20 protein-coding genes and 1 riboswitch are annotated in these 24,812 nt (G+C 65.9%); of the genes, 13 read left to right on the top strand and 7 right to left on the bottom strand.

From position 1 onward, the window contains the following. Window positions 1-8: 8 nt before the first annotated feature. The gene (locus FJ430_RS28985; RefSeq protein ID WP_140705039.1) at window positions 9-773 is read right to left on the bottom strand and encodes an IclR family transcriptional regulator; all 765 of its coding nucleotides are present in this window, start codon (window positions 771-773) and stop codon (window positions 9-11) included. Between the two features lie 166 nt (window positions 774-939). Here FJ430_RS28985 and FJ430_RS28980 point away from each other — a divergent pair, with 166 nt between their 5' ends. From FJ430_RS28980 to FJ430_RS28965, 4 genes are all read left to right on the top strand, one after another. Further along, entirely contained in the window at window positions 940-2,397 is a 1,458-nt protein-coding gene (locus tag FJ430_RS28980) for an APC family permease (RefSeq protein WP_181175338.1), read from the top strand. A gap of 70 nt (window positions 2,398-2,467) precedes the next feature. Next, the gene (locus FJ430_RS28975; protein ID WP_140705043.1) at window positions 2,468-3,655 is read left to right on the top strand and encodes a cytochrome P450; all 1,188 of its coding nucleotides are present in this window, start codon (window positions 2,468-2,470) and stop codon (window positions 3,653-3,655) included. A gap of 2 nt (window positions 3,656-3,657) precedes the next feature. Then, on the top strand, window positions 3,658-5,145 hold the full coding sequence (locus FJ430_RS28970) for an aldehyde dehydrogenase (protein ID WP_140705045.1): 1,488 nt from the start codon (window positions 3,658-3,660) through the stop codon (window positions 5,143-5,145). A 135-nt stretch (window positions 5,146-5,280) separates the two neighbouring features. Next, window positions 5,281-6,240 (top strand): dihydrodipicolinate synthase family protein, encoded by a 960-nt coding sequence (locus tag FJ430_RS28965; RefSeq protein ID WP_140705047.1) that lies wholly within the window; start codon window positions 5,281-5,283, stop codon window positions 6,238-6,240. 74 nt (window positions 6,241-6,314) lie between these two features. Here the strand turns inward: FJ430_RS28965 and FJ430_RS28960 are convergent, their stop codons facing one another. After that, window positions 6,315-9,719: an acyl-[ACP]--phospholipid O-acyltransferase gene (locus tag FJ430_RS28960; RefSeq protein WP_140705049.1), complete on the bottom strand. Its 3,405-nt coding sequence runs from the start codon at window positions 9,717-9,719 to the stop codon at window positions 6,315-6,317. A gap of 429 nt (window positions 9,720-10,148) precedes the next feature. Further along, window positions 10,149-10,895: an IclR family transcriptional regulator gene (locus tag FJ430_RS28955; protein ID WP_140657317.1), complete on the bottom strand. Its 747-nt coding sequence runs from the start codon at window positions 10,893-10,895 to the stop codon at window positions 10,149-10,151. A 160-nt stretch (window positions 10,896-11,055) separates the two neighbouring features. Between FJ430_RS28955 and FJ430_RS28950 the strand changes: the two genes are divergently transcribed. From FJ430_RS28950 to FJ430_RS28910, 9 genes are all read left to right on the top strand, one after another. Beyond that, window positions 11,056-12,450, top strand: coding sequence for a transaminase (locus FJ430_RS28950; protein WP_226891945.1), 1,395 nt, complete (start codon window positions 11,056-11,058; stop codon window positions 12,448-12,450). 3 nt (window positions 12,451-12,453) lie between these two features. Next, complete coding sequence (locus FJ430_RS28945) at window positions 12,454-13,251, top strand: SDR family oxidoreductase (protein ID WP_140705051.1); 798 nt, start codon at window positions 12,454-12,456, stop codon at window positions 13,249-13,251. Then, window positions 13,248-14,021 carry an SDR family NAD(P)-dependent oxidoreductase gene (locus FJ430_RS28940; protein WP_140705053.1) on the top strand — a complete coding sequence of 258 codons (774 nt, stop codon included), beginning with the start codon at window positions 13,248-13,250 and terminating at the stop codon, window positions 14,019-14,021. Before FJ430_RS28945 ends, FJ430_RS28940 begins: the two co-directional genes overlap by 4 nt. 63 nt (window positions 14,022-14,084) lie before the next feature. Continuing rightward, window positions 14,085-15,749: an amidohydrolase gene (locus FJ430_RS28935; protein WP_140705055.1), complete on the top strand. Its 1,665-nt coding sequence runs from the start codon at window positions 14,085-14,087 to the stop codon at window positions 15,747-15,749. Further along, entirely contained in the window at window positions 15,736-16,824 is a 1,089-nt protein-coding gene (locus tag FJ430_RS28930; RefSeq protein WP_140705057.1) for a CobW family GTP-binding protein, read from the top strand. The genes FJ430_RS28935 and FJ430_RS28930 overlap by 14 nt, the downstream gene beginning before the upstream one ends. Window positions 16,825-16,861: 37 nt before the next feature. Beyond that, window positions 16,862-18,046 carry an ABC transporter substrate-binding protein gene (locus tag FJ430_RS28925; RefSeq protein ID WP_140705059.1) on the top strand — a complete coding sequence of 395 codons (1,185 nt, stop codon included), beginning with the start codon at window positions 16,862-16,864 and terminating at the stop codon, window positions 18,044-18,046. 58 nt (window positions 18,047-18,104) lie between these two features. After that, window positions 18,105-18,974 carry a branched-chain amino acid ABC transporter permease gene (locus tag FJ430_RS28920; RefSeq protein ID WP_140705061.1) on the top strand — a complete coding sequence of 290 codons (870 nt, stop codon included), beginning with the start codon at window positions 18,105-18,107 and terminating at the stop codon, window positions 18,972-18,974. Then, entirely contained in the window at window positions 18,961-20,679 is a 1,719-nt protein-coding gene (locus tag FJ430_RS28915) for an ABC transporter permease subunit (protein WP_140705063.1), read from the top strand. Before FJ430_RS28920 ends, FJ430_RS28915 begins: the two co-directional genes overlap by 14 nt. Then, a complete protein-coding gene (locus FJ430_RS28910) occupies window positions 20,676-21,389 on the top strand; it encodes an ABC transporter ATP-binding protein (RefSeq protein ID WP_140705065.1) in 714 nt (237 codons plus the stop codon). Before FJ430_RS28915 ends, FJ430_RS28910 begins: the two co-directional genes overlap by 4 nt. Before the next feature lie 6 nt (window positions 21,390-21,395). On the opposite strand, the gene FJ430_RS28905 is transcribed toward FJ430_RS28910, so the two are convergent. The 4 genes from FJ430_RS28905 to FJ430_RS28890 form a co-directional block, all read right to left on the bottom strand. Continuing rightward, complete coding sequence (locus tag FJ430_RS28905; RefSeq protein ID WP_140705067.1) at window positions 21,396-22,121, bottom strand: MgtC/SapB family protein; 726 nt, start codon at window positions 22,119-22,121, stop codon at window positions 21,396-21,398. A gap of 114 nt (window positions 22,122-22,235) precedes the next feature. Beyond that, window positions 22,236-22,394 carry a peptide ABC transporter permease gene (locus tag FJ430_RS28900; RefSeq protein ID WP_140705070.1) on the bottom strand — a complete coding sequence of 53 codons (159 nt, stop codon included), beginning with the start codon at window positions 22,392-22,394 and terminating at the stop codon, window positions 22,236-22,238. A 133-nt stretch (window positions 22,395-22,527) separates the two neighbouring features. After that, window positions 22,528-23,592 (bottom strand): class II fructose-bisphosphate aldolase, encoded by a 1,065-nt coding sequence (gene fba, locus FJ430_RS28895; protein ID WP_140675387.1) that lies wholly within the window; start codon window positions 23,590-23,592, stop codon window positions 22,528-22,530. A gap of 216 nt (window positions 23,593-23,808) precedes the next feature. After that, entirely contained in the window at window positions 23,809-24,276 is a 468-nt protein-coding gene (locus tag FJ430_RS28890) for a 6,7-dimethyl-8-ribityllumazine synthase (protein WP_140705072.1), read from the bottom strand. Window positions 24,277-24,353: 77 nt separating this feature from the next. Further along, a riboswitch (FMN riboswitch) is annotated at window positions 24,354-24,505 on the bottom strand. Window positions 24,506-24,812: the final 307 nt, after the last annotated feature.

Here is a 24,812-nt window from a genome sequence, read left to right as displayed (position 1 = left end):
GTTGGTTGTCAGGCCCGCTTCTGGCCGGCCAGCCGGCCGAACAGCCGCTCGCCGATCTCGCGACCCGCGGCGGTCACGCTGACGCCAAGCCGCTCGATGTCGGCCTTTTGGGTGCGCACTCTCGGCGCCGCCACCGCGATGGCGCCGATGGCGTAGCCGTCGGTGCCGAGAACCGGGGCGGCGACGCTCATCACGCCCTCCTCGAAACCCTGCGCGCCGATGGAATGGCCGCGCGCGCGGGCGGCGGCGACTTGTTCGGCCAAAGTGTTTGCATCGCCGATGGTGAAGGGCGTGAAAGCCGGCATCGGTCCGGCAAGGATGGCCTCGCGGATGCGCTCCTCGGTGAAAGCCAGGAATGCGATGCCGGACGCCGTCGCATGCATCGGCAGCACGTCGCCGAGTTGCACGCTGACACGATTGGCCTTGGCCGATTCGATGACCTGGACGGTGATCAGGCCGCGCTTCGAATATTCCGAGAGATGCACCGTCTCGCCGGTCTCGGCGGCCAGCATCTCGACCACCGGCACGGCCATGCGCAGGAACGGAAACTGCGCCTCGCGCATCAGCGCCAGCCGCGTCAGGCCGGCTCCGAGCCGGTAGAGGCGCGTCGCCTCGTCCTGCTCGACCAGCCCTTGCGCAATGAGCGAAACCAGCAGCCGGCGCGTCGTCGCCTTGTCGAAGCCGGCGCCCTTGGCAAGGTCGGCAAGCGCCGCCTCGGGCGCGCCGCCGCCCAGCACCTCCAGCAGCGAAATGGCTTTGGCCACCGTGCTCATCGCGTGTCCGATCCTCCGTCAGATACTTAACGTGCGAATTAACTTGACAGCAAGTCGATTCCTTTGCAAGTCTAATATCGAAATGCCGTTGCAAATAATGAAATGCGCATTGGCCCTCTCAGAAGGCCCTCGGCATCTCAGGGACACTTGGTTTCCGCAATGCGGAATGGAGGGAAAAATGACCACACTTGAAGCCGGAGAAGTGAACCGGCTGAGGAAGAACAGCCTTGGCGTCGGCGCCATCACCTTCATGGTGATTTCGGCCGCCGCACCGCTCACGGCCGTTGCCGGCGGCACGCCGCTCGGCATGTTGATGGGTAACGGCGCCGGCTTTGCCGGCACCTATCTGATCGTGACGCTGTTGCTGCTCCTGTTCGCGGTTGGCTATGTCGCCATGTCGCGCCACATCGGCAATGCCGGCGCCTTCTACGCCTACGCCGCGCGTGGACTTGGCGGCCTCGCCGGCGGCGCCGTCGCGCTGATCGCGATCCTCTCCTACAACGCCATGCAGATCGGCGTCATGGGCCTGCTGGGCGCGGCCACCGCAGGGCTGTTCGCCGGCTGGGGCATCAATCTGCCCTGGTGGGTGTGGAGCTTCATTGCCATCGCCATCGTCGCCGTGCTCGGCTACCGGCAGGTCGACCTGTCGGCCAAGATCCTGACGGTGCTGGTGCTTGCCGAATACGTCGTCGTGCTGATCCTCGACCTCACCATCCTCAAGACCGGCGGCGACAGCGGCCTGTCGGCGGCGCCCTTCAGCTGGAGCCAGATCGCCAGCGGCGCGCCGGCCATCGCCATCCTGTTCTGCTTTGCCGCCTTCATCGGCTTCGAGGCGACCACGATCTATGCCGAGGAGGCGCGCGACCCGAAGGTCACCATTCCGCGCGCCACCTATTTCTCCGTCATCCTGATCGGCCTGTTCTATATGATCACCGCCTGGCTGATGGCGGTAGGCGCCGGCGTCGACAAGCTGTTGCCGTCGCTGCAGGCTTTGCAGGATCCGACCACCTTCCTATTCGGCCTCTCCGACCGCTACGCCGGAACGCTGCTCACCCATGCCATGAGCATCCTCTTCGTCTCCAGCCTGTTCGCCGGCGTGCTCGCCTTCCACAACGCGGTCGCCCGCTACATCTACGTCGCCGGCCGCGAAAAGCTCCTGCCGCAGTCGATCGGCGTGACGCATTCGGCGCATCAGAGCCCGCATGTCGCCTCGGTGATCCAGACCGTGCTCGCGGCCGTCGTTATCGGGCTGTTCGCGGTGCTCGGCCTCGACCCGGTGCTGGCGCTGTTCTCGTGGCTCACCAACGTCGCCACGCTCGGCGTCATCGTCATGATGGCGGTGGCCTCGCTCGCCGTCGTGATGTACTTCCGCGCCAACCCGTCCAACCAGGAGAACGGGCTGAAGACCACGATCCTGCCAGCGCTGACCTTCATCGCCTTCGCCATCATCATCTACCTGATCGTCATCAATTTCGGCAGCCTGTCGGGCGCCGGCGGCTTCCTCGGCGTGTTCCTGCCGGCGCTTGTGCTGATCGCGGCCGTGGTCGGCCTGTTGCTGGCAGGCGCTTTGCGAGGCCGTGATCCGGCTGCCTTCGAACGGCTCGGCCAGCCGCTCGGCGATTGATGGGCAGGTGATTGATGGACAAAGGGGCGGCGTCCGCGCCGCCCCGCCTTAACGGAGCGGGAGCAGCGGCATGAGCTTTACCGATGGTATCACGGTCGAGGCGCTGGAAGCTGACCCCTATCCGATCTACGCCGAGCTTAGGCGCAACGCGCCGGTCGCTTTCGTGCCGGCGGTCAATCTCTGGTTCGTCACCCGCTGGAAGGACGTCGAGACCGTCGCCAAGTCGCCCGACATCTTCTCGGCGGTCGTCGGCACCTCGCCGGTCGAGCGCTCTTTCGGCAAGCCGACCATCCTGACCACCGACGGTGAGACTCATAAGCAACTGCGCCAGGGCGTCGATCCGAAATACCGGCCGCGCACCGTAGCCTCCTATGCCGGCGATCTCGTGCGCGCGATCGCCGAACCCTATCTCGACAGAATTGCCGCGCACGGCTCGGCCGAGCTGATGGCCGACTATTTCGAGCCGGTGTCGACGCTGAGCCTGGCGCGCTCGCTCGGGCTTGCCGACGTCGATATGCCGACCTTGCGGCGCTGGTTCTATGGCCTTGCCCAGGGCGCCATCAATTTCGAGAACGATCCGAAGCGGCAGGAAACCGCCGACGCGATCAGCGCCGAGGTCGGCGCCGCCGTCCGGCCAACCCTCGAGCGGCTGATCCGCAAGCCCGACGACTCGGCGCTCTCGCATATGCTGCATGACGGCATGCCTGACGGCTCGACCCGCTCGATCGATTTCCTGATGCCGACCATCAAGGTCATCTTGCTCGGAGGCATGCAGGAGCCTGGCCACGGCGCCGGCTCCATCCTCGTCGGTCTGCTGACGAACCCTGAGCAGTTGCGGCAGGTGCTCGACGATGCTGAAACCTTCGTGCCCAGAGCAGTGGACGAGGGTCTGCGCTGGGTGGCGCCGATCGGCACGCAGACGCGTGAAACGACCCGTGCCGTGGAGATCGGCGGGGCGACGATACCCGCCGGAGCTCCCGTTGCGGCGCTCGTCTCCTCGGCCAGCCGCGACGAAAGCCGCTTCACCGATCCCGACAGCTTCGATATCCATCGCAACGAGGGCAACCACGCCGCCTTCGGCTTCGGCCATCATTTCTGCTCGGGCCGCTTCTTCGCGCGCGAGCAGATGTGCCTGGCGCTAAGGTTGCTGCTGGAGCGTTTTCCGGATCTCAGGCTGGTGCCGGGCAAGGAGCCGGTGTTCCGCGGCTGGGAGTTCCGCGCGCCGGCGGCACTTCATGTAGAATTTGGAGCAAATTGAGAATGATCAGCCAGGACACTATCGACACGCTGCGCAAGACGGAGGTCGGCGCGCGGCGTCTGTTCATCGATGGCGCCCATGCGGACGCAGAGAGCGGCGCAAGCCTACAGGTGATTTCGCCGATCGACGGCCGCCCCTTCGCAAGAATTGCCGACGGTGCCGCCGCCGATGTCGACCGCGCCGTCGCTTCGGCGCGCAAGGCGTTCGCCAAGGGCTCCTGGTCACGCGCGGCGCCCGCTTTTCGCAAGAAGGTGCTGACGAAATTCGCCGAATTGGTCGAAAAGCACGCGCTGGAGCTTGCCGTGCTCGGCGTGCGCGACAATGGCACCGAGATCGGCATGGCCTACAAGGCCGAGCCGCTGTCGGCTGCCGGCACCATCCGCTACTATGCCGAAGCGATCGACAAGGTCTATGGCGAGATCGCGCCGACCGCTGACAATGTCCTTGGATTGATCCACAAGGAGCCGCTCGGCGTCGTCGGCGTCATCGTGCCGTGGAACTTCCCGCTGATGATCGGCGCCTGGAAGATCGCGCCGGCACTCGCCGCCGGCAACGCCATCGTCGTCAAGCCGCCGGAGATCGCCTCGCTGACCTTGCTGCGGCTGGCGGAGCTTGCCGCCGAGGCCGGCTTGCCCGAGGGCGTCTTCAATGTCGTCACTGGCCGCGGCTCGGTCGCGGGCGAGGCGCTCGGCCTGCATATGGATGTCGACGCCATCGCCTTCACCGGCTCCGGGCCTGTCGGCCGCCGCTTGCTCGAATATTCCGCGCGCTCGAACCTCAAGCGCGTTTTCCTCGAGCTTGGCGGCAAGTCGCCCAACATCGTCTTTGCCGATGCGCCGGACCTGAAACAGGCGGCGGTCGTCTCGGCCAACGGCATCTTCCGCAATTCCGGACAGGTCTGCATCGCCGGTTCGCGCCTGCTGGTCCAGGCCTCGGTCTACGACCGCTTCATGGACGAATTGCTCAAGGCCACCACGAAGCTGAAGGTCGGCGATCCGCTCGATCTCGGCTCCGATGTCGGCGCGGTGTCGAGCGCCGAGCAACTGACCAAGAATCTCGGCTTCGTCGCCAAGGCTTCGGAGGAGGGCGCCCGTCTCGTCACTGGCGGCGATCGCATCCTGGCGGAAACCGGCGGCAGCTATATGGCGCCGACGATCTTCGAGAACGTGACTGAGAAAATGCAGCTCGCCCGCGAGGAAGTGTTCGGGCCGGTGCTCGGCGTCACGCGCTTCGAGACCGAGGAAGAGGCGGTGCGCCTCGCCAACGCGACCGTCTATGGTCTTGCGTCGGCCGTGTGGACATCGAACCTGTCGACCGCGCACCGCATGGTGCGCGCTATCAATGCCGGCGTCGTCCATGTCAACACCTATGGCGGCGCCGACATCACCGTGCCGCTCGGCGGATTCAAGCAGTCCGGCTTCGGCCGCGACAAGTCGCTCCACGCCATCGAGAAATACACCGACCTCAAGACGGCGTGGGTAGCGCTCTGAGCGGAGTGCCTGAGAACAAATGGCCACGATCGTACCCATGCTGAGCGCGCATGAACCTCGACTATCCACTTGGCAAGCGGTGCCGCGCCGGGCCAAACTGGTCAATCTGCATGCCTGCCTCAAGGAGACTTCGAAATGACCGCCAATGTTTTTTCCGGCTGCATGCCGGCGCTGATGACGCCTTGCACCAATGACCGCCTTCCCGACTTCGACGCGCTGGTGCGCAAGGGGCGCGAGCTGATCGCCGCCGGCATGTCGGCGGTAGTCTATTGCGGCTCCATGGGCGACTGGCCGCTCTTGACCGACGCGCAGCGCATGGAAGGCGTCGAGCGCCTGGTCAAGGCGGGCGTTCCGGTGATCGTCGGCACCGGCGCGGTCAACACCGCCAGCGCCGTGGCCCATGCCGCCCACGCGCAAAAGGTCGGCGCGCGGGGCCTGATGGTGATCCCGCGCGTTCTGTCGCGCGGGCCATCGGTGACGGCGCAGCGTCACCACTTCAAGGCAATCCTTGCCGCTGCCCCCGACCTGCCGGCCGTCATCTACAACAGCCCCTATTACGGCTTTGCCACGCGCGCCGATCTGTTCTTCGCGTTGCGCGCCGAGCATTCGAACCTTGTCGGCTTCAAGGAGTTCGGCGGGCCGTCGGATCTGCGCTACGCGGCGGAAAACATCACCAGCCGGGACGATGAGGTTGCGCTGATGATCGGCGTCGACACCGCCGTCTTCCACGGTTTCGTCAATTGCGGCGCGTCCGGCGCCATCACCGGCATCGGCAATGTCCTGCCCAAGGAAGTGCTGCATCTCGTCGGCCTCAGCCAGGCGGCGGCCAAGGGCGATGCCGAAGCGCGCCGGCTGGCGCAGGAACTGGACGCGGCGTTGGCCGTGCTATCCTCTTTCGACGAGGGACCGGACCTTGTGCTCTATTTCAAGCACATGATGGTGCTGAAGGGTGGCCCCGAATACAGGCTGCACTTCAACGAGACGGATGCGCTGAGCGACAGCCAGCGCGGCTATGCCGAGCAGCAGCTCAAGCTGTTCGACACCTGGTACGCGCAGTGGTCGAGGCAGCCGGTGATGGCGAGATACGCGGCCTGAGAGACCTCTCGGCCGGACCTGCCGGCCGGGATGAACAGGCCCGCGCTTGTCGCCGGCCTGTTCGTCCATTCAGCTCAGGCGGCCTTGACCTTCAGCTCTTCCGCGCCGCGCACCATCCTGGTCACCCCGGCGAAGTCGAGCTTGCCGGAGCCGAGCACCGGCACCTTGGGCACGACGCGCACTTCGGCCGGCACCATAAGGTCCATGGCGCCGTTTGCCTTGGCGAAGGCGAGGAAGTCCGCGCGGGTGGCTTTCGGCGCCTCGGTGATGAGGATCAGCTTTTCGCCCTTGCGAGCGTCCGGCACCGTGGCGACGGCCGACAGCGAGCCTTTCCAGAGTTCCCCCGCCAGCGCCTCGATCGCGGCAAGAGAGACCATTTCGCCGGCGATCTTGGCGAAGCGCTTGGCGCGGCCGCGGATCGAGATGAAGCCCGCATCGTCGACGGTGACGACGTCGCCGGTGTCGTGCCAGCCGTCGGCCAGCGGTTCGATCACGCCGGGGTTCTCGGCGCGCAGGTAGCCGGCCATGACGTTCGGGCCGCGCACGAACAGCCGGCCGCCTTCGTCGACGCCGGGCACCGGCTCGAGGCGGTACTCCATGCCGGGCATGATTTTGCCGACGCTGCCCGACTTGTTGTACATCGGCGTGTTGATGGCGATCACCGGCGCGGTTTCGGTCACGCCGTAGCCTTCCAGGATACGCAGGCCGAACTTCTCCATATAGGTCTGGCGCGTCGCGGCCTTCACCGGCTCGGCGCCGGCGAAGCAGTAGCGCACCGAACGGAAGTCGTAGGGGTGTGCCGTGCGGGCATAGCCGGACAGGAAGGTGTCGGTGCCGAAGATGATCGTCGCGTTCGAGGCATAGATCAGCTCCGGCACGATGCGGTAGTGCAGCGGCGAGGGGTAGAAATAGACCGGCACGCCGGAGATCAGCGGCAGCACCGTGCCCGCCGTCATGCCGAAGGAGTGGAAGATCGGCAGCACGCTGAACACCTTGTCGCCCGAATGGAAGTCGATGCGCGAGGCGGCCTGGGCGGCATTGGCCAGGATGTTGCGATGGGTGAGCACCACGCCCTTCGGCGTGCCTTCCGAGCCCGAGGTGAACAGGATCGCCGCCGGATCGTCCGCTTTGCGCGCCACCCGCGGCGTCGCCTTGCGCAACAGGCCGAGCAGCTTGTCCTTGAGACCGATCGTGGCCCGCAGATCGTCGAGCCAGACGATGTCGACCGAGCGGCCGATCTCCTCGACCATCGGCCCGAGCTTTGCCTGTTCGACGAAGGCGCGGGAGGTGAGCACGGTGCGCACCTCGGCCGCCTTGCAGGCCGACAGGATGTTCGCGGCACCCGCGGTGAAGTTGATCATCGCCGGAACCTTGCCGGCCGACATGACGCCGAGCAGTGCTGCGCAGGCGCCGTTGGCGTTGGGCAGCATGATGCCCAGCGTCTGCTGTCCGGCATAGAGATGCTCGAACTTCTCGCCGAGCACGGCGGCGGCGGTGAGCAGCTTGCCATAACTCAGCGAACCGGTGACCGGATCCTGCACGGCGAGTTCTTTCATGCCGCGCTCGTTGGCCGTCTCGATGATCTTCTCCAGAACGGTCTTGTCGATGTCCTGGGTGCGGAAGACCAGGTCCGACATCACCTGGTAGAGCGCGGAGCCCGCCGCGGCGCGCCGCTGGCGGCCCTTCAATTCCTGCGGGACTTCGAGCTTCACCGGCTCCAGGATGGTCACCTTGACCTTCGGGAACAGGCGGCGGCGCACATGTTGCGAGGAGAGCCGCGAGAAGTAGCTCTTCTCCAGCCCCTCGATGCGCACCGGCACCACCATCGAGCCGGTCTTGTCGGCGACCATGGCGGCGCCGTCATAGACCTTCATCAGGCCGCCGGTGACGGTGATGCGTCCCTCGGGAAAGATGACCAACGGATCGCCGCCCTGCACGATCTTGATAAGGGTGCGGGTCGACATCGGCTTCGCCGGATTGAGCGGCAGCGCGCGGGCAAGCTTCATGAACGGCCTCATCCACCAGGCCTGCGCGATCGTGTAGTCGATGGCGAAGACCGGCTCCTCGTCGGTCAGCGTCAGCGCCAGCGGGCCGTCGAGGAAGCTGACATGGTTGAGCGCCAGGATCGGCGCCTTGCCGGCCGCCTTGAGGTTCTCGATGCCCTCCACCTCCAGACGCAGGAAGGCGCGAAACAGGATCGACACGAAGTCGCGGAACGGATTGGTCGGCAGGTATTTCAGCATCAGCCAGGCGGCGATGGCATTGGCGACGACGAGGCCGAACAGGATACCCGCGATGGAGACGCCAGCGGCCTGAATGGCCGCGACGAGGATGCCGCCGACGGTCATGAAGCCGGCATTGACGATGCTGACCGCCGCGACGACACGGGCGCGGCGTGCCTCGGGCGACCAGGCCTGCACGGCGGCGAAGGTCGGCACCACCAGGAAGGCAGCCGCAATCGCCATGCCGGCGAGGTCGATGGCGACGCGGATGGTGTTGGGGCCGGCGAAGAAGGCGGCAAGCGTCTCGGCCTTGGGCGAGGGCTGCATGCTGCCGATGGTCCAGGCCAGATGCAGGCCGAACAGCGCTAGCAGCGCGGTACCGACCGGCGCCGGCAGCAGCACCATGCGCCCTTGCGACATCCAGGCGGCGATGGCCGAGCCGATGGCGATCGAGACGGCGAACACGGCGAGATAGGCAGTGACGGCGATTTCGTTGCCGCCGAGCGAATCCTTGATCAGCGCCGGCAGGATCGAAAGCACGATCGCGCCGACCAGCCAGAACCACGAGGTCATCAGGCCGGCGCGCCAGATGCGCGTGTCGGTGCGCAGTTCCGCGACCTGCCGCCAGGTCGAGCGGAAGATGTTCTTGTCGATGGTGAGGTTGGGTGCGGCCGAACCGGTGGCGGGGATGTAGCGGCTGACCAGCCAGCAGCCGACGGCCAAAGCCATCATGATCGGCCCGAACACCGCGACCCCAATGCCGTCGGCGGAGACGACGCCGCCGGCGATGGTGCCGCCCAGGATCGCGGCGAAGGTCGCCGACTCGATCCAGGCGTTGGCCTTGGGCAGTTCCTTGCGCTCCAGGTGATCCGGCAGGATGCCGTATTTGATCGGCCCGAACAGCGCCGAGATGATGCCGAACATCAAGAGTGCCGTCATCAGCACCGGGATCGAGGACAGCGCGATGCCGACGACGGCGACGGCGGCCGCGGCGATCTCGGTGAATTTCAGGCGGCGCGCGATCAGCGCCTTGTCGAAGCGGTCGGCGATCTCGCCGCCCAGCGCCGAAAGCAGCAGGAAGGGCGCCATGAACACGGCGCCGGCCAGCGTCACCAGCGACGCGGCCTGATCCTTCGCCAGCGTGAAGAGAATGAGGAACACCAGCGTGTTCTTCAGGAAATTGTCGTTGAAGGCCGAGAGGAATTGCGTCCAGAAGAGAGGCGCGAAGCGCCGCGACATCATCAGATGGGTGTTCATGGCAACTTCCATTGGGCAAGTCCGGCTGGCAATCCGATTGGACTGAGCGGACACTTGCGCGGTTTGAGCCTTGTTTATCGGGAAGCCGTTAAACTTCGTTACTGCGGTTCAATCCAATCCATTTGTTTCTTGTTCTTGGCGCCTGGAATCCGTCGTCCATGATAGGCCTCCAGGCCTTCCAGGCACTTGACTGTTTGCGGGCTTGGCTGTCGGCGAGCATCGATATGATCCTTTCGTTTCGGCGTTAAGCCGGATCGGCGCCGGTCTGTTTCAGGCTGGATACATCGCTTTGAACGTTGTTCACGGATGCACCATAGCACATCGTGAACGGCGTTCAAGAGAAAAATGAACGATGTTCACAAGTGGAACGCGTGGGTCAAAAAATGCCTCAAAGCAAAAGTCCGTGGCTTTGAGCGCCGGTGGGGCGCCTCACGCCTCGCCGGTCAGCCGCGCCGAGATCAGCCTGGCTGCCCTGACTGCAGCTTCGCCTTGTCCGGCCGCTGTCGCATCGTCGACGCGCGAGACGGGCGAGGCCACGGCCAGCGTGCCGATCGGCTGGCCGTCGGCGCCGCGGATGGCCGCGCCTATGCTGTGCACGCCTTCCTCATAGCCTTGGGCGCTGCGCGAATAGCCACGTAAAGCGGCAAGCGCGATGGCTTTCACCAAGTCGTCCGGCTGCGTCATCGTGAACGAAGTGAAGGCCTGCAGCGGTTTTTCCAGATAGGCGCCGACCGCTTCTAGGCGTGAGGCGGCGAGGAACGCGATGCCCGAGGCCGTGCCGTGCAGCGGCAGCACCTGGCCGACATCGACATTGACGCGGTTGGCCTTGGCCGACAGTTCGACATGCAGCGTAAGCAGCGCGCCGGCGCTGAACTCGGACAGATGCACCGTCTCGCCGGTTTCGAGCGACAGCTCGCGGATGACTGGCGCGGCCAGCCGCACGAAGGGGAAATGCGCGTCGCGGATGCGCGCCAGCCGCGACAGGCCGGCGCCCAACCGGTAGCGGCGGCTGCGCGGCTCCTGCTCGATCAGCCGGTGCGCGGCAAGCGCCATCAGAAGCCGCCTGGCGGTGGCCTTATCGAGGCCGGCGCGGCGCGCGAGGTCGGAGAGGCCGATCTCCGGTTCGTGTAGCGTGAACAGCTCCAGCAGCGACACCGCCTTGCCCACCGTGCTCATCGCGCATTCTCCAGGATACTTCGCGTGTGAATTAACTTGACAGACGCCCTTCCTGCCTTCAGTGTTGTCTATAACATACAAAACGCTGGTTCAAATAGTGAACCGAATTGGGAACAGCTACGCGCTCCGGAATTTGGCGCGCCAGGGAGAGTTCAGCGCCGTGACGGTCGCCAGCAAGACCGCTTTGCAATCAGCAACGATCGAAGACCTGCTCGACCGCGAGCAGGCGCGGTTCCTCGACACGCATCCGCGCTCGGCGGCGGCCTGGGAAGAGGGCAAGACGCATTTCCTCTATGGCGGGCCGTCGCACTGGATGCGTCGCTGGGCCGGCGGTTTCCCGGTCTATGCCGCCTCGGCCCGTGGCGCGCATATCACCGACATCGACGCCCACGACTATGTCGACTTCGCGCTTGGCGACACCGGCGGCATGTGCGGCCATGCGCCCGAAGCGGTGACGCGCGCGGCAATCCACCAATTGCAGAACGGCACGACGATGATGCTGCCCACCGAGGACAGCCTCTGGGTCGGCGCCGAGCTCACACGCCGTTTCGGCCTGCCTTACTGGACGCTGACAACCTCGGCCACCGACGCCAACCGCGGCGCCATCCGCATCGCGCGCATGATCACCGGGCGCCCGAAAGTGCTGGTCTTCTCCGGCTGCTATCATGGCGGCGTCGAGGAGGCGCATGTCGAGATCCGTGACGGCAAGATCGGCATGCGCAACATGATCCATCCGAACGGCGTCGATCATTCAGCCGTCTCCAGGGTGGTCGAGTTCAATGACGTCGCGGCGCTCGAAGAAGCGCTGTCGCATGGCGACGTCGCCTGCGTGCTGACCGAGCCGCTGATGACCAATTTCGGCATGATCCCGGTCGCCGAGGGTTTTCACACCGCACTGCGCGAGATGACGCGCCGCACCGGCACGGTGCTGATCATCGACGAGACGCACACCATCTCCAGCGGGCCTGGCGGCTACACCGCGCTGCATGGGCTGGAGCCGGACATGCTGGTGGCCGGCAAGGCGATCGCCGGCGGCATTCCGGCCGGCATCTTCGGCGTCTCGCGGGAGATTGCCGAGCGGCTTTGGAAGATCGTGCCGATGGTCAACCCGCGCGTGCGCCAGTCGGCGCATCTCGGCATCGGCGGTACGCTGGCCGGCAACGCGCTCACCGTCGCCACCATGCGCGCGGTGCTGGAAGAAGTGCTCACGCCGGCCAATTTCGAGCGGATGATCGCCAACGCCACGCGCCTTGCCGAAGCCGCGAGCAAAATCATCGCCGTGAACAAATTGCCCTGGCACGTGACGCAGACCGGCGCCCGCGCCGAGATCATGTTCATGCCGAACCCGCCGCGCAGCGGCGCCGACGTCATCGCCGGCCGACGCGGCGACCTCGAGACGCTGCTGAATGCCTTCTATATGAACGAAGGCATACTGGTGACGCCCTTCCACACCATGTTCCTGATGTGCCCGGCGACGTCACCGGCCGATATCGACCGCCATACGGAAGTCTTCGGCCGTTTCGTCGATCTCGTCCGTGGCTCGGGCGTCGTCTGAACGATGGCGACCCCGTTCGATCTCACGGGCAGGGTGGCGCTGGTGACCGGCGGCGGGCGCGGCATCGGTGCCGCCATCGTCACGCGCTTTGCCGAGGCCGGCGCCTCGGTGGTCATTGCCAATCGAACGCTCGATGTCGCCGAGGCGCTTGCCGCGGAGCTCTCCGCGCGCGGCCTGCCCGTACGCGCCGTTGCGCTTCCCGGGCTCGACCGCGCCGCGCTTCACACACTTGTCGGCAATGTCGCGCGCGAGGCCGGCCGGCTCGACACCGTCGTCCACAATGCCGGCGGCTGCCCCTGGGCCTCGGTCGAGGAGCTCGACGAGGACAAGCTCGAAGAGGCGCTGGCTATCAACCTGAAAGCCTGTTTCTGGCTGGCACAGGCGGCGGCGCCCGCAATGCGCATCAACCGTTTCGGCCGCATCCTGGTCACCTCGTCGGTTTCGGCGCGCGTTGCCATGGCGGGCGGCGCGCACTATTCGGCAGCCAAGGCCGGCGTCAACGCCTTCATCCGTGGCGCCGCCTTCGAATTCGCGCGCGACGGCATCACCGTCAACGGCGTCGAGCCGGGCTTTATCGCCAAGCCCGGCCGCGGCACGATGAGCAAGCCGGAGGTGGCGGACCGCCTAGGCCAATTCATTCCCATGGGCCGTCTCGGCGAGGCGGACGACATCGCCTACGCGATGCTCTACCTCGCTTCGAGCCAAGCGAAATACACCACGGGCCAGACCATCGTCGTCGACGGCGGCTCGACCCTGCCGGAGACCGGCTACGCTGTCGAACGGCATTGGGGGCTGGCATGAGCCGGCGCCTCGAAGGCCGCACGGCCCTGGTTACCGGCGCCGCCACCGGCATGGGTCGCGCCACCGCCGAGCTGTTCGGGCGAGAGGGCGCCAGGGTCGTCGCCTTCGGGCATGGCGGCAAGGTGCTGGAGGAGGCGGCCGAGGCCAGCGGCGGCACCGCCGTGCGCGGCGACATCACGGATGCCAACGATATCGCTCAGGCCATCGATGCCTGCGACGGACGTCTCGACATCGTCGTCAATGCCGCCGGCGTCATGATCCTCGACGAGCCTGAGACGCTGAGCGACGAGACCTGGACCAAGAGCTTCGCCGTCAACGTCACCGGCTCTATGATGGTCTGCCGCGCCGCGCTGCCGCTGCTCAAGGCGCGCGGCGGCGCGATCGTCAACATCGCCTCGGTCGGAGCCTTCAACGCCAGCGGCCAGAACGCCGCCTATTCGGCGAGCAAGGCGGCGCTCGTCTCCTACACCCGCTCGCTCGCGTTCGCGCACGGCGTCGACGGCATCCGCGCCAATGCGGTGGCGCCCGGCTGGGTGCGCACGCCGATGAGCGTCTACGAGATGAAGGTGGCAGCAAGCGCCAACGGCTCGACTCCCGACGAGGAGTTCAAGGCGCTGACCAACCGCATCGCCCTGCGCCGCGTCGCCGAGCCTGAAGAGATCGCCTCCTGCTGCCTGTTCCTTGCGTCGGACGAAGCGTCCTTCGTCACCGGTGCGGTGCTGGTCGCGGATGGTGGCGGCCGCGCCCCGACACAGAACAGGGCGGTGTGACGTGAATTGAAACTTGCTCGCTCGCCAGCATGAGGGTGCGGTTAGCGGAGAGGAGGAGAGAGAATGCTCGACAGAAGCGCCGACCTGGTTTTCACCAATGGCCGCATCTACACGCTCGACCGCAAGCGGCCCTGGGCCTCGGCCGTCGCCGTCAAGGGCGGCCGCATCGTCGCGGTCGGCGAGGGCGCTGACGTCGCCGCGCTGACAGGCGCTACCACCCGTGTCGTCGACCTCAAGGGCGCGATGATGATGCCTGGCATCGTCGACGTGCATGCGCATCTGATGATGGGAGGCCAAGCCGAGCTTTTCGAGTTCCGCTTCCCGCCGACGGGGAGCTTCGAGACGCTGATCGCGCGCGTCGGCGAGGCGGCGGCCAAGGCGCCGGAAGGCTCCTGGATCATCGGCGGACAATGGGGCAGCGATCTGTTGCCGAAGCTCAACAGGCTGGAGGCGCTGGCGGCGCTCGACCGGGTGAGCCAGGGCCGGCCGGTGATGCTGCGTGACGACACCTATCACAACCGCTGGATCAACTCGCAAGCGCTTGGCTTGGCTGGCCTTTCCGCGTCGTCGCCCGATCCGGAGAAGGGCTCCATCGGCCGCGATCCGGCCACCGGCGCGCTGACCGGCATGATGATCGAATCCGCCGCCGGCATCGTCGAGCGCACCATCGCGCAATCCGGCCACTACACCGAGGAAATGGACCGCGCCGCGATGGCACGCTCGATCGCGACGCTCAACTCCTACGGCGTCACAGCATTTCTCGACGCCGCCGCCATGCAGCCGATCCTCGCGGCGCTGAAAGGCCTCGACGATCGCGGCGAGCTGACCGCCTGGTCGGTGTCGGCCATGCCGGCCGTCGAGCCCTCCTTCATGTTCGGCATTGCCGGCGACGAGCTGATCGCCCTGCGCGAGCAATATCGCGGCGTTCACGCGAAGCCGGATTTCGTCAAGATATTCCTCGATGGTGTGCCGGGTGCGCGCACCGCCGCTTTCCACGAGCCCTACACCAAGGACCCGGTGCTGGGCTGCTGCTTCCGCGGCTCGACCATCGTCACCGTGCCGGAGCTGATCCGCTGGATCGGCAAATGCGAGAAACTCGGGCTCGGGGTAAAGATCCACTGCGCCGGCGATGCCGCCGTCAGCCAGGCGCTCGACGCGATCGACGTCGCGCGCTCCTTCAATGGGCCGACCAAGCTGAAGCATCACATCGCGCATGCGAGCTACATCGCGCCGGACGATATCGCCCGCTTCGCCGAGCTCGGCGTTGTCGCCGATCTCTCGCCTTTCCTGTGGTATCCGACCAGCTTCCTCGAAGGCCACAAGCAGACCATGGGCGAGGCGCGGGCACTGCGCTTCTGGCCGAACAAGGACCTGCTTGCCGCCGGCGCGCTGCTGGCCGGCGGTTCCGACTGGCCGGTGATGCCTAACCCCGATCCGTGGGACGGCATCGAAGGCCTGGTGACGCGCCGCAACCCGAGCGGCGAATTTCCGGGCGCGTCGCTTTGGCCGGAGCAGGCGATCGATATCGCTACCGCGCTCGAAATCTTCACCATCAATTCGGCCCGCGCCATCGGTCTCGCCGAGACCGTCGGCTCGATCGAGATCGGCAAATCGGCCGATCTCATCGTGCTCGACCGCAACGTGCTGGAGACGCCGGCCGAGGACCTCGCCGACACAAAAGTGCTGACGACCTGGTTCGAGGGGAGGGTGGTCTATGAGCGCGCCTGATCCCTCAAGCGACGCGAGGATACCGGTGACAATCCTCACCGGCTTCCTCGGCAGCGGCAAGACGACGGTGCTCAACCGCCTGCTAGGCCAGCCCTCGCTTGCCGGCGCCGCCGTCATCGTCAACGAGTTCGGTGCCGTCGGGCTCGACCATCTGCTGATCGAGGCCAGCGAGGAGCAGTTCACGCTGCTCGACAATGGCTGCGTCTGCTGCACGGTGCGCGGCGATCTCGTCGCCACGCTGAAGGAGCTCGGCCGCAGGAGCCGGGCCGGCGAAACGCCACCGCTCAGCCAAGTGATCATCGAGACCACCGGTCTTGCCGACCCGGCGCCGATCCTGCACACGCTGATGGCCGAAGCTGAGCTCACGGCTCGCTTTCGCATCGGTGGTGTCGTCACCACCGTCGATGCGGTGAATGGCGCGGCGACGCTTCAGCGTCATCGGGAAGCCGCCAAGCAGGTCGCCGTCGCCGACCGGCTGCTGATCACCAAGACCGATCTCGTCTCGAACGAGGCACTCGGCGGCTTGCAGCACCGGCTGGAGCATCTGGCACCGGCCGTCGAGCAAACCGTTGCCCGCAACGGCGAAATCGAACTCGATCTGCTGAAGAGCCTGCCCGCCGATGCTGCGGCGGATGTGAACCGCATCGCCGCGCGGCTCGAAGCGGCTGATCACCACGACCATGAATGCGGAGCTGATTGCCACCATGGTCACGATCATCATCGCGACACACACCACGGCATCCGGTCCTTCAGCTTCATCATCGACAAGCCAGTCGAGTGGGCCGCTTTCGCCCGCTGGCTGGACTATGTCGCGGCGCTGAAGGGCGAGGATCTGCTGCGCTTCAAGGGCATCGTGCACACCACGGACGAGCCGGAGCCGCCACTGGTGCTCCACGGCGTGCAGCATGTCTTTCATCCGCCGGCGCGGCTCGACCGCTGGCCGTCGGCGGACCGCCGCACCCGGCTGGTGTTCATCGTCCGCGACATCGAGCGCGAGACCATCGCCCGCACGCTGGTGAAATTCGCCGCCATCGACGCCGCCAGCATTGCCGCGCCGGCGCTGGCTGCCGCCTGAAAACAAATAACGCATGACAAAAATGGGAGACTGAAACATGCATTGGAAATCGAGACTACTCGCAGCGGCATTTGCCGGCATCGGCCTTGCCGCCATGGCCGGCACGGCGTCCGCCGCCGGCCCAACCTGCAAGGATGGCGCCATCAAGGTCGGCGCGGTGTCGACCGTCACCGGCCCGGCTGATTTCTCCGAAGTGCCGAAGGCGACCCAGGCCGCCTTCGATGCGGTCAATGCCGCCGGCGGCATCAATGGCTGCAAGATCGACTACACCATCGCCGACGACAAGGCGGATCCGGCGGTCGCCGCGCAAGCCGCGCGCGACCTGATCGACAACAAGGAGGCGGTAGCGCTGGTCGGCTCGGCCAGCCTGCTCGACTGTGCCGTCAACTCCGCCACCTACAGCCGCAAGAAGATCCTCTCGGTGCAGGGTCTCGGCGTCGACGCCGCCTGCTTCTCCTCGCCCAACGTCGCACCCGTTAACGTCGGCCCTTACACGCTGTCGACGGCGATGGCCTACTACGCCACGAACGAATTGAAGACGAAGAAACTCTGCGCCTTCTTCATCATCATCGGCGGTACCCAGGAGGCCTACAAGAAGGCGATCGAGACCTGGGAACAGATCAGCGGCCAGAAGATCCACCTGATCGATCTGACGCTGCCCTTCCAGGGCGATCTCACGCCTTACGTCATCAAGGCGCGCGACGCCGGCTGCGACGCCGTGTTGACCAACCAGGTCGAGCCGCAGGTGGTGCAGCTGATCAAGACGGTGGATGCACAGAAGATCACCGGCATCAACTGGCTCTTCCTGGCGCCCGGCTACACCGAGCAGGTTGCCAAGGCGCTGGCCGACACAAAGCAGCCGATCTATGTCGGCACCGAGTGGGAGCCCTACACCGAGAAGAACTCGGCCGCCAACGCGCAATGGATTGCCGACATGCAGAAGGCGAACAGGCCGCTCACCGCCTTCTCGCAGGGCGGCTACCTCGCCGCCGAGCTGTTCCTCAAGGTGGTCGCTTCGATCGACGGCGAGGTGACGCGTGAAAGCGTGGCCAAGGCGCTGCACGACATGCAGCCGCTCACCAACTCGCTCGCCGGCTCGCCTTACGTGTTCGGCAAGGCCAAGACGCATTCGCCGATGCAGGCCACCAAGGTGATGAAGCTCGAGGCCGGCGCCTGGAAGGTCGAGACCCCGGACTGGATCGTGCTGCCGCAGGCCAAGTGATGGCCGCTTGAACCGGACGGCGCGGCTGGCCGCGCCGTCCTCCGGATCGGGATACGAGATGAACGCAATGCTCACATCCGCCGTGGCGGGACTGACGGCCGGGGGCACCTATGCCCTGCTCGGCGTCTGCGCCGTCTTCACCTACCGGCTCGTCGCCGTGGTGAATTTCACCGGGGCCGCCATCGGAACCGCGGGCACCTTCGTGCTGATCGCACTGTTCGAGGCCGGGTTCCCGATCTGGCCCTCGGTGCTGGCGGGGATTGCGGGGGGCACGGCGACCGGCGTCGCAATCGGCTACATCATGACGCGGTGGTTCGGCGAAGCGAGTGCTTCGACCAAGGCGGCCGTGACGGTGGCGTTGCTCGTCGGCCTGATCGCCATAGGTCTGCGCCTGACAGGCGGCCAGCATCCGCATAACATGCCCGAGTTGTTCCCAGGCTCGGCCTTCCGCCTCGCCGGCGTAGAGGTGACCATCGCCTCGGTGCTCACCATCGGGCTCGCGGTGCTGTTCACCATCCTTTCCGACCTCTTCCTCAACCGGACTAAAATCGGCCTCAATCTGCGCGCGCTGGCCGACCGGCCTATGGCGGCGGAACTGCTCGGCGTGCGGGTGCAGATACTGTCGCTGCTGGTATGGGGCATGACGGGCGCCTTCACCACTTTCGCGCTGATGATCATCGCGCCGCAGCGCTCGCCGAACTTCATGACGCTTAGCCTGCTTGTCGTGCCGGCGCTCGCCGCGGCACTCATCGGCGTCTTCCGCAGCTTCTGGTGGACGCTGGCCGGCGGCATTGCGCTCGGCATCGTCGAAGGGCTGGCGAGCTCCATCGACAGCATCAGCCAGTATCGCAGCGCCATTCCCTTCCTGGTGGTGCTTGCCGTTCTTCTCTGGTCGCAGCGGGAGGCCCGTTGGGATGAAGCGCGCTAGTTTTCGGGCCTCATTGACCCTCATCGTCGTGGCGCTTATCGCCGGCGGCGTCGCCTATGCCGGCCTCCTGCCGTCTTATTGGGTGTTCCTTGCAACCTCGGTCCTGATCACTGGCGTCGCGCTGCAGAGCCTCGGCCTCGTCGCCGGCCGCACCGGCATGATCGCGCTCTGTCAGATGTCCTTCGCCGGCGTCGGCGCCTGGACGGTTGGCTATCTCAACCTCGCCGAAGCGCCAGGTGGCCTCGCCACATGGATCCTGGTCGGTGGCCTCGCGGCCGTGCCGTTCGGCGTTGCCATCGGCCTGCCGGCGCTGAGGCTGCGCGGCATCAACCTCGCCATCGTCACGCTCTCCTTCGCCACCGCCTTCGACACCATCCTGGCCACCATGACCTATCCCGGCCAGACCGACTTCCTGCAGGTGCCACGGCCGGAACTGTTCGACAGCGACGAGGGCTATTTCGTCTTCGTGCTGCTGTTCTATGTGGCGATCGCGGTTTCGCTCGAATTCATCAGCCGCGCGCGGCTCGGCGCGTCCTGGCTGGCGGTGCGTCACTCGGAGCGCGCCGCCGCCGCGCATGGCGTCCGCATCGCCACCGCCAAGCTCACGGCTTTCGCGCTGAGCGCCTTCGTCGCCGGCATTTCCGGCGGTCTGCTCGCTGGCTATCTCGGCACGCTGGTCGCCGAGAATTTCAGCATGATGCAGTCGCTCTCGCTCTACGCGGTGTCGGTGATGGCCGGCGCGCATTTCGCCGAGGGTGCGATCATCGGCGGCCTGCTCGTCGTCATGTTCCCGGAAATCCTGCGCCGGCTGGACTGGCCGCAGGACATCGGCAATGTGCTGTTTGCCATCGGCGCAACCCAGGCGCTGTCGACCGGCGAGACGATGAGCGAGACCTTCCGGCGCCAGTTCCGCAAACTGCTGCCGGCGCGCGCGCCGAAAGCCGCTGCCGCGTCCGCCTCCGACCTGCCGGCAGCAGTCGAGCGTGCCGCCGGCCCGGTCCTCGCCATCGAGGGATTGACGGTTCGCTATGGCAGCGTGGTCGCGCTGAACAATGTCAGCCTGAGCGTTGCCGCCGGTACGGTTGCCGGCTTGATCGGCCCCAATGGCGCCGGCAAATCGACCTTCATTGATGCCGTCGCCGGCTTCCTATCGTCCTATCAGGGGAGCGTGCGGCTGGGCGGCAAGCCGCTCGAAGACGTGCCGGCGCATCTGCGCGCCCGAGAAGGCGTGCGCCGCACCTGGCAGACCAACCGCATCGCGCCGGAGCTGACCGTCGGCGGCTACCTGGCGCTGGCGGCCAAGGGCCTGTCGGTGATCGAGACCAAAGCTGTGCTCGACTGGCTCGACTGTCCGCATCCCGACACGCTGGTGGCTTCGGTCGATGCCGGCACAAGGCGGCTGCTCGACGTCGCGGGCGTCGTCGCTGCCCGCCCGGCCGTCGTGCTGCTCGACGAGCCGGCCGCCGGCCAGTCGCATGAGGAAACGCTGCGGCTTGGCCGGCGCATCGCCGAGATCCCGAAGCTGTTCGGATCGGCGGTGCTTCTGGTCGAGCACGACATGGACCTGATTCGGGCCGTCTGCTCGGAGGTCACCGTGCTCGATTTTGGCCAGGTCATCGCCTCAGGCCCGCCGGCCAAGGTGCTCAGCGAGCGGGCGGTGAAGAAAGCCTATCTCGGCATTGAGGAAGAGAGCGTGGCGGCATGAGCAGGCTCGTCGTTTCCAACCTGTCGATCAACCGCGCCGAGTTGCCCGTCGTCACGTCGGTCGATCTCACCGCCGAAAGCGGCGCGATCAGCGTCGTGCTCGGGGCCAATGGCGCCGGCAAGACAACGCTGCTCGAAGGTCTGTCGGGCATCATCCCGGTCGCAGGCGGCAGCATCGCCATCGATGGCCGCGAGCTGCAGAAGGCACGGCCCGGCGCCCGCTCGCGCGAAGGGCTCGCCCATGTCGAGCAGGGCCGCACCGTCTTCCGCCAGCTGACGACCGAAGAGAATTTGCGCGTCAGCCTGCATCCCGGCGCCGACATAGCGGAAGCCTATGCGCTGTTTCCCGAGCTGGTGCAGCGCCGCACGGTGAAGGCGAGCCTGCTTTCCGGCGGCGAGCAGCAGATGCTGGTGATCGCGCGGGCACTTCTCACCCGCCCGAAAGTGCTGCTCATCGACGAAATGTCCGCCGGTCTCGCCCCGGTCATCGTCACGCGGCTGATGACGGCCGTGCGCAAGCTCGCCGATGACGGCCTGGCCGTCGTCCTCGTCGAGCAGTTCGCGGCGCTTGCGCTGTCGATCGGCAACCGCGCCTATGTCATGCGCCGCGGCCGCGTCGTCTATGACGGCGATTGCGCGAAGCTGCGCCAATCGCCCGACGAACTGCACCGGCTTTATCTCGGAGAGGCGGAGATGGCTGCCACATCCTGATCCTGCTCAGGACGAATTCTCGCCGATCACGTCGAAGCGCTCGACCGTGCAATGTTCACCGACTACGGCCAGCGCTTCGGTCGAAGGCCTTTCCGCGTCGGGCTGCTTCCATTGCACCTTGAAAGAAAATACGAAGCGTTGGTGGTCGACGTCATGTTCCATGCCCACGAAGCGGGCATCGTAGCCAAGCGGCCGCACAATGTCCGGGAGATCGGGCGGCGAGCTTTTCGGCCATGAGACCGACAGGATCGCCTTGTGGTTGCGCGCGATCTTGAGGTCGACCCATTTCAGCGCCTGCAACGTCACCAGCGTCAGTACCGTCGCGATCGCGCCGAGGCCGTACTGGCCGCCGCCGAAGGCAAGGCCGATCATGGTCATGATCCACATCGTCGCGGCTGTGGTGACGCCGGTGACCAGATCGCCGCGCCGCAGGATGGCGCCACCGCCGATGAAGCCGACACCGGTGAGCACGCCCAGCGCAAAGCGCATGACGTCCATGCGCACGAAGGAATCCGGCCCCTTGCCGGAAACATCGAGCAGCATGTTGGCCTGGATCATGGCCACGCAGGCCGCCAAGCCGACCAGAATGGTTGTCCTCAGCCCGGCGGAATGCCCGCGCGCCTCGCGATTCAAGCCTATGAGAAAGCCTGCCAGCAACGTGACCAAGAGCCGCCCGACGAGGTCCGGCCAGGTCGGATGAAGCGGCATGTCGCAGCAAAGCGTCTCGAACATGGTTTCGACACGGCGGTGAACGGTCGCCGCGCCTCAATTTCGTCTGCGACGTTCAACCGGCGGAGCCGGTGATGGTTCCTTGGCGCAAGCCCGGCTTTTCGCGGGCGCCAACCCTCAATGCGCGGCGAGACTGACCACCAGCGCCAGCACCACGATACCGACCAGCCCTGCGATGAAGATGATGCGTTGCGTGCGCGTATGCAGGATGATCTCGCCCTGCCGGGCATTCTGGCCGGAGAAAACCGGCCCTTCGTCGTCGCGATCCTTGCTCATGACGTGCTCCTTCCCTTCGATGGGTGCGGAAGGTCTCTGAGCAGGAACCACTTTGTTGGCTTGAAGTTCCGCCCCGCTTCGGTGGGGTACATGCCCGCGACCGGGATCGAACCGGTCGCGGGGATTGATCGGCTCAGCCGAATTTCGGATCCAGGCTGCCCGACTTGTAGCGCTTGGCCATGTCCGCCAGCGGGATCGGCTTGATCTTCGGCGCGTTGCCGGCGGTGCCGAACTGCTCGAAACGCTCCTTGCAGAGCTTCTTCATGGCCGCCATGGCCGGCGTCAGATATTTGCGCGGATCGAATTCCGACGGATTCTCGGTCAGCACCTTGCGGATGGCGCCGGTCAGCGCCATGCGGTTGTCGGTGTCGATGTTGATCTTGCGCACGCCATGCTTGATGCCGCGCTGGATCTCTTCCACCGGCACGCCCCAGGTCGGCTTCATCTGGCCGCCATATTTGTTGATGATCTCCTGCAGATCCTCCGGCACCGAGGACGAGCCATGCATGACCAGATGCATGTTGGGCAGGCGGCGGTGGATCTCCTCGATCACGTTCATCGCCAGCACCGCGCCGTCCGGCTTGCGCGAGAATTTATAGGCGCCGTGGCTGGTGCCCATGGCCACCGCCAGCGCGTCGACATGTGTGTCGCGCACGAATTGCTCGGCCTGCACCGGATCGGTCAGCAACTGGTCATGGCTGATCGCGCCTTCGACGCCGTGGCCGTCTTCCTGCTCGCCGCCGCCGCTTTCCAGCGAGCCGAGCACGCCGATCTCGCCTTCCACCGACACGCCGCCCCAATGCGCCATGTCGACGACGCGGCGCGTGATGCCGGAATTGTAGGCGTAGTCGGCCGGCGACTTGCCATCCTCCTTCAGCGAGCCGTCCATCATCACCGAGGTGAAGCCGTACTGGATCGCGGTGACGCAGGTGGCTTCGTTGTTGCCGTGGTCGAGATGCATGCAGACCGGGATGTCGGGATGGATTTCGACCAGCGCGTCGATCAGCTTGGCCAACACCACGTCATTGGCATAGGCGCGAGCGCCGCGGCTGGCCTGCAGGATGACCGGCGACTTGGTCTCCTCCGCCGCCTCCATGATGGCGAGGCCCTGTTCCATATTGTTCATGTTGAAGGCAGGCACGCCATAGCCATGTTCGGCGGCATGGTCGAGCAATTGTCTCAGTGTGATGCGAGCCAACGAATAGTCTCCCGTATCTGGTTCGAGCCCGTGTTTGAAAAGGCCGCCCGGGCGTCGGGCGGCCCCGTTGCTTCTGGCCGGATTTCGGGCCCACCGCAACCTTTCGGAGCCTTTTCGGCCGCAATTCTTGTTGCAGGGGCTGAAAACCGGCCGCGGCCGGGCCTAAAGCGCGTCGCGCTGAAACGGATTCAGGCGCCGCGCTTTAGGTTTTTGCTTTCATGCGGCGATGCGTGAGCGCGCGGCGAGGATCTCGACGCAGGCCTTCGCCGCTTCCTTGCCCTTCACGGTGAAATGCTCGTGGAAGAAGCGATGGTGCTCGGCGCTGTCATGGTAGTTGTGCGGCGTCAGCACCGCCGACAGCACCGGCACGCCGGTCGCAAGCTGCACGTTCATCATGCCGTCAATGACGGCGCTCGCCACGAAGTCGTGCCGGTAGATGCCGCCATTGACGACGAAGGCGGTGCCGAGGATCGCGGCGTAACGGCCGGTCTCGGCAAGCGTCTTGGCGTGCAGCGGGATCTCGTAGGCGCCCGGCACGTCGAAGGCCTCGACGGCAAAGCCGCCGAGCGCGGCAAGCTCCGTCCCGAAGGCCGCCACGCATTGGTCGACGATATCGGCATGCCAGCGCGCCCGGATGACGGCGACATGACGGACAGTATGGTCTTTGAGGAAATGCTGATTCATGGGTCCTTCCTTCCGTTTCGAACCAGAATCAGGACGCACGACGCAAAAACCCGGCCCGCGCCAGCGAGCCGTCTTGCGTACGTTCTCTTCCATCCGGACTGTAACCGTCGGCTCCGGAATCGCACCGGATCTGCTGACCCTTCCGTTTAGCGGAAGGCGCTCGCGGGCTTGAGCGATCGAAATCGCCCTTACCGCCGGTGGGGACTTTCACCCCGCCCTGAGAACATTAACGCACGTTTTATGGGAGAGCAGGGTGGCGCTGTCAATTGGCGATTAGCCGATCTCCCCCCTCGTGGGGGAGATGCCCGGCAGGGCAGAGGGGGCGCGAAGGATCGCGGCGGGACAGGATCAAGGTTCCTCGCCCCAGGAATGTGGGGAGAGGTGGCTCGGCGAAGCCGAGACGGAGAGGGGAGCGCCCTACGAAGGCCCCTTTCCGTCCGCTTCGCGGCCACCTCTCCCCGCCTTTGGCGGGGCGAGGAACCCAAGCATAGATACGTCGGCGGACAGTGCCCCACCTGTCCTGCCGGACATCTGCC

It is taken from the genome of Mesorhizobium sp. B2-8-5 (genome assembly GCF_006440675.2).
Lineage (GTDB): Bacteria > Pseudomonadota > Alphaproteobacteria > Rhizobiales > Rhizobiaceae > Mesorhizobium.
This window is presented reverse-complemented; position numbering and strand designations above follow the sequence as displayed.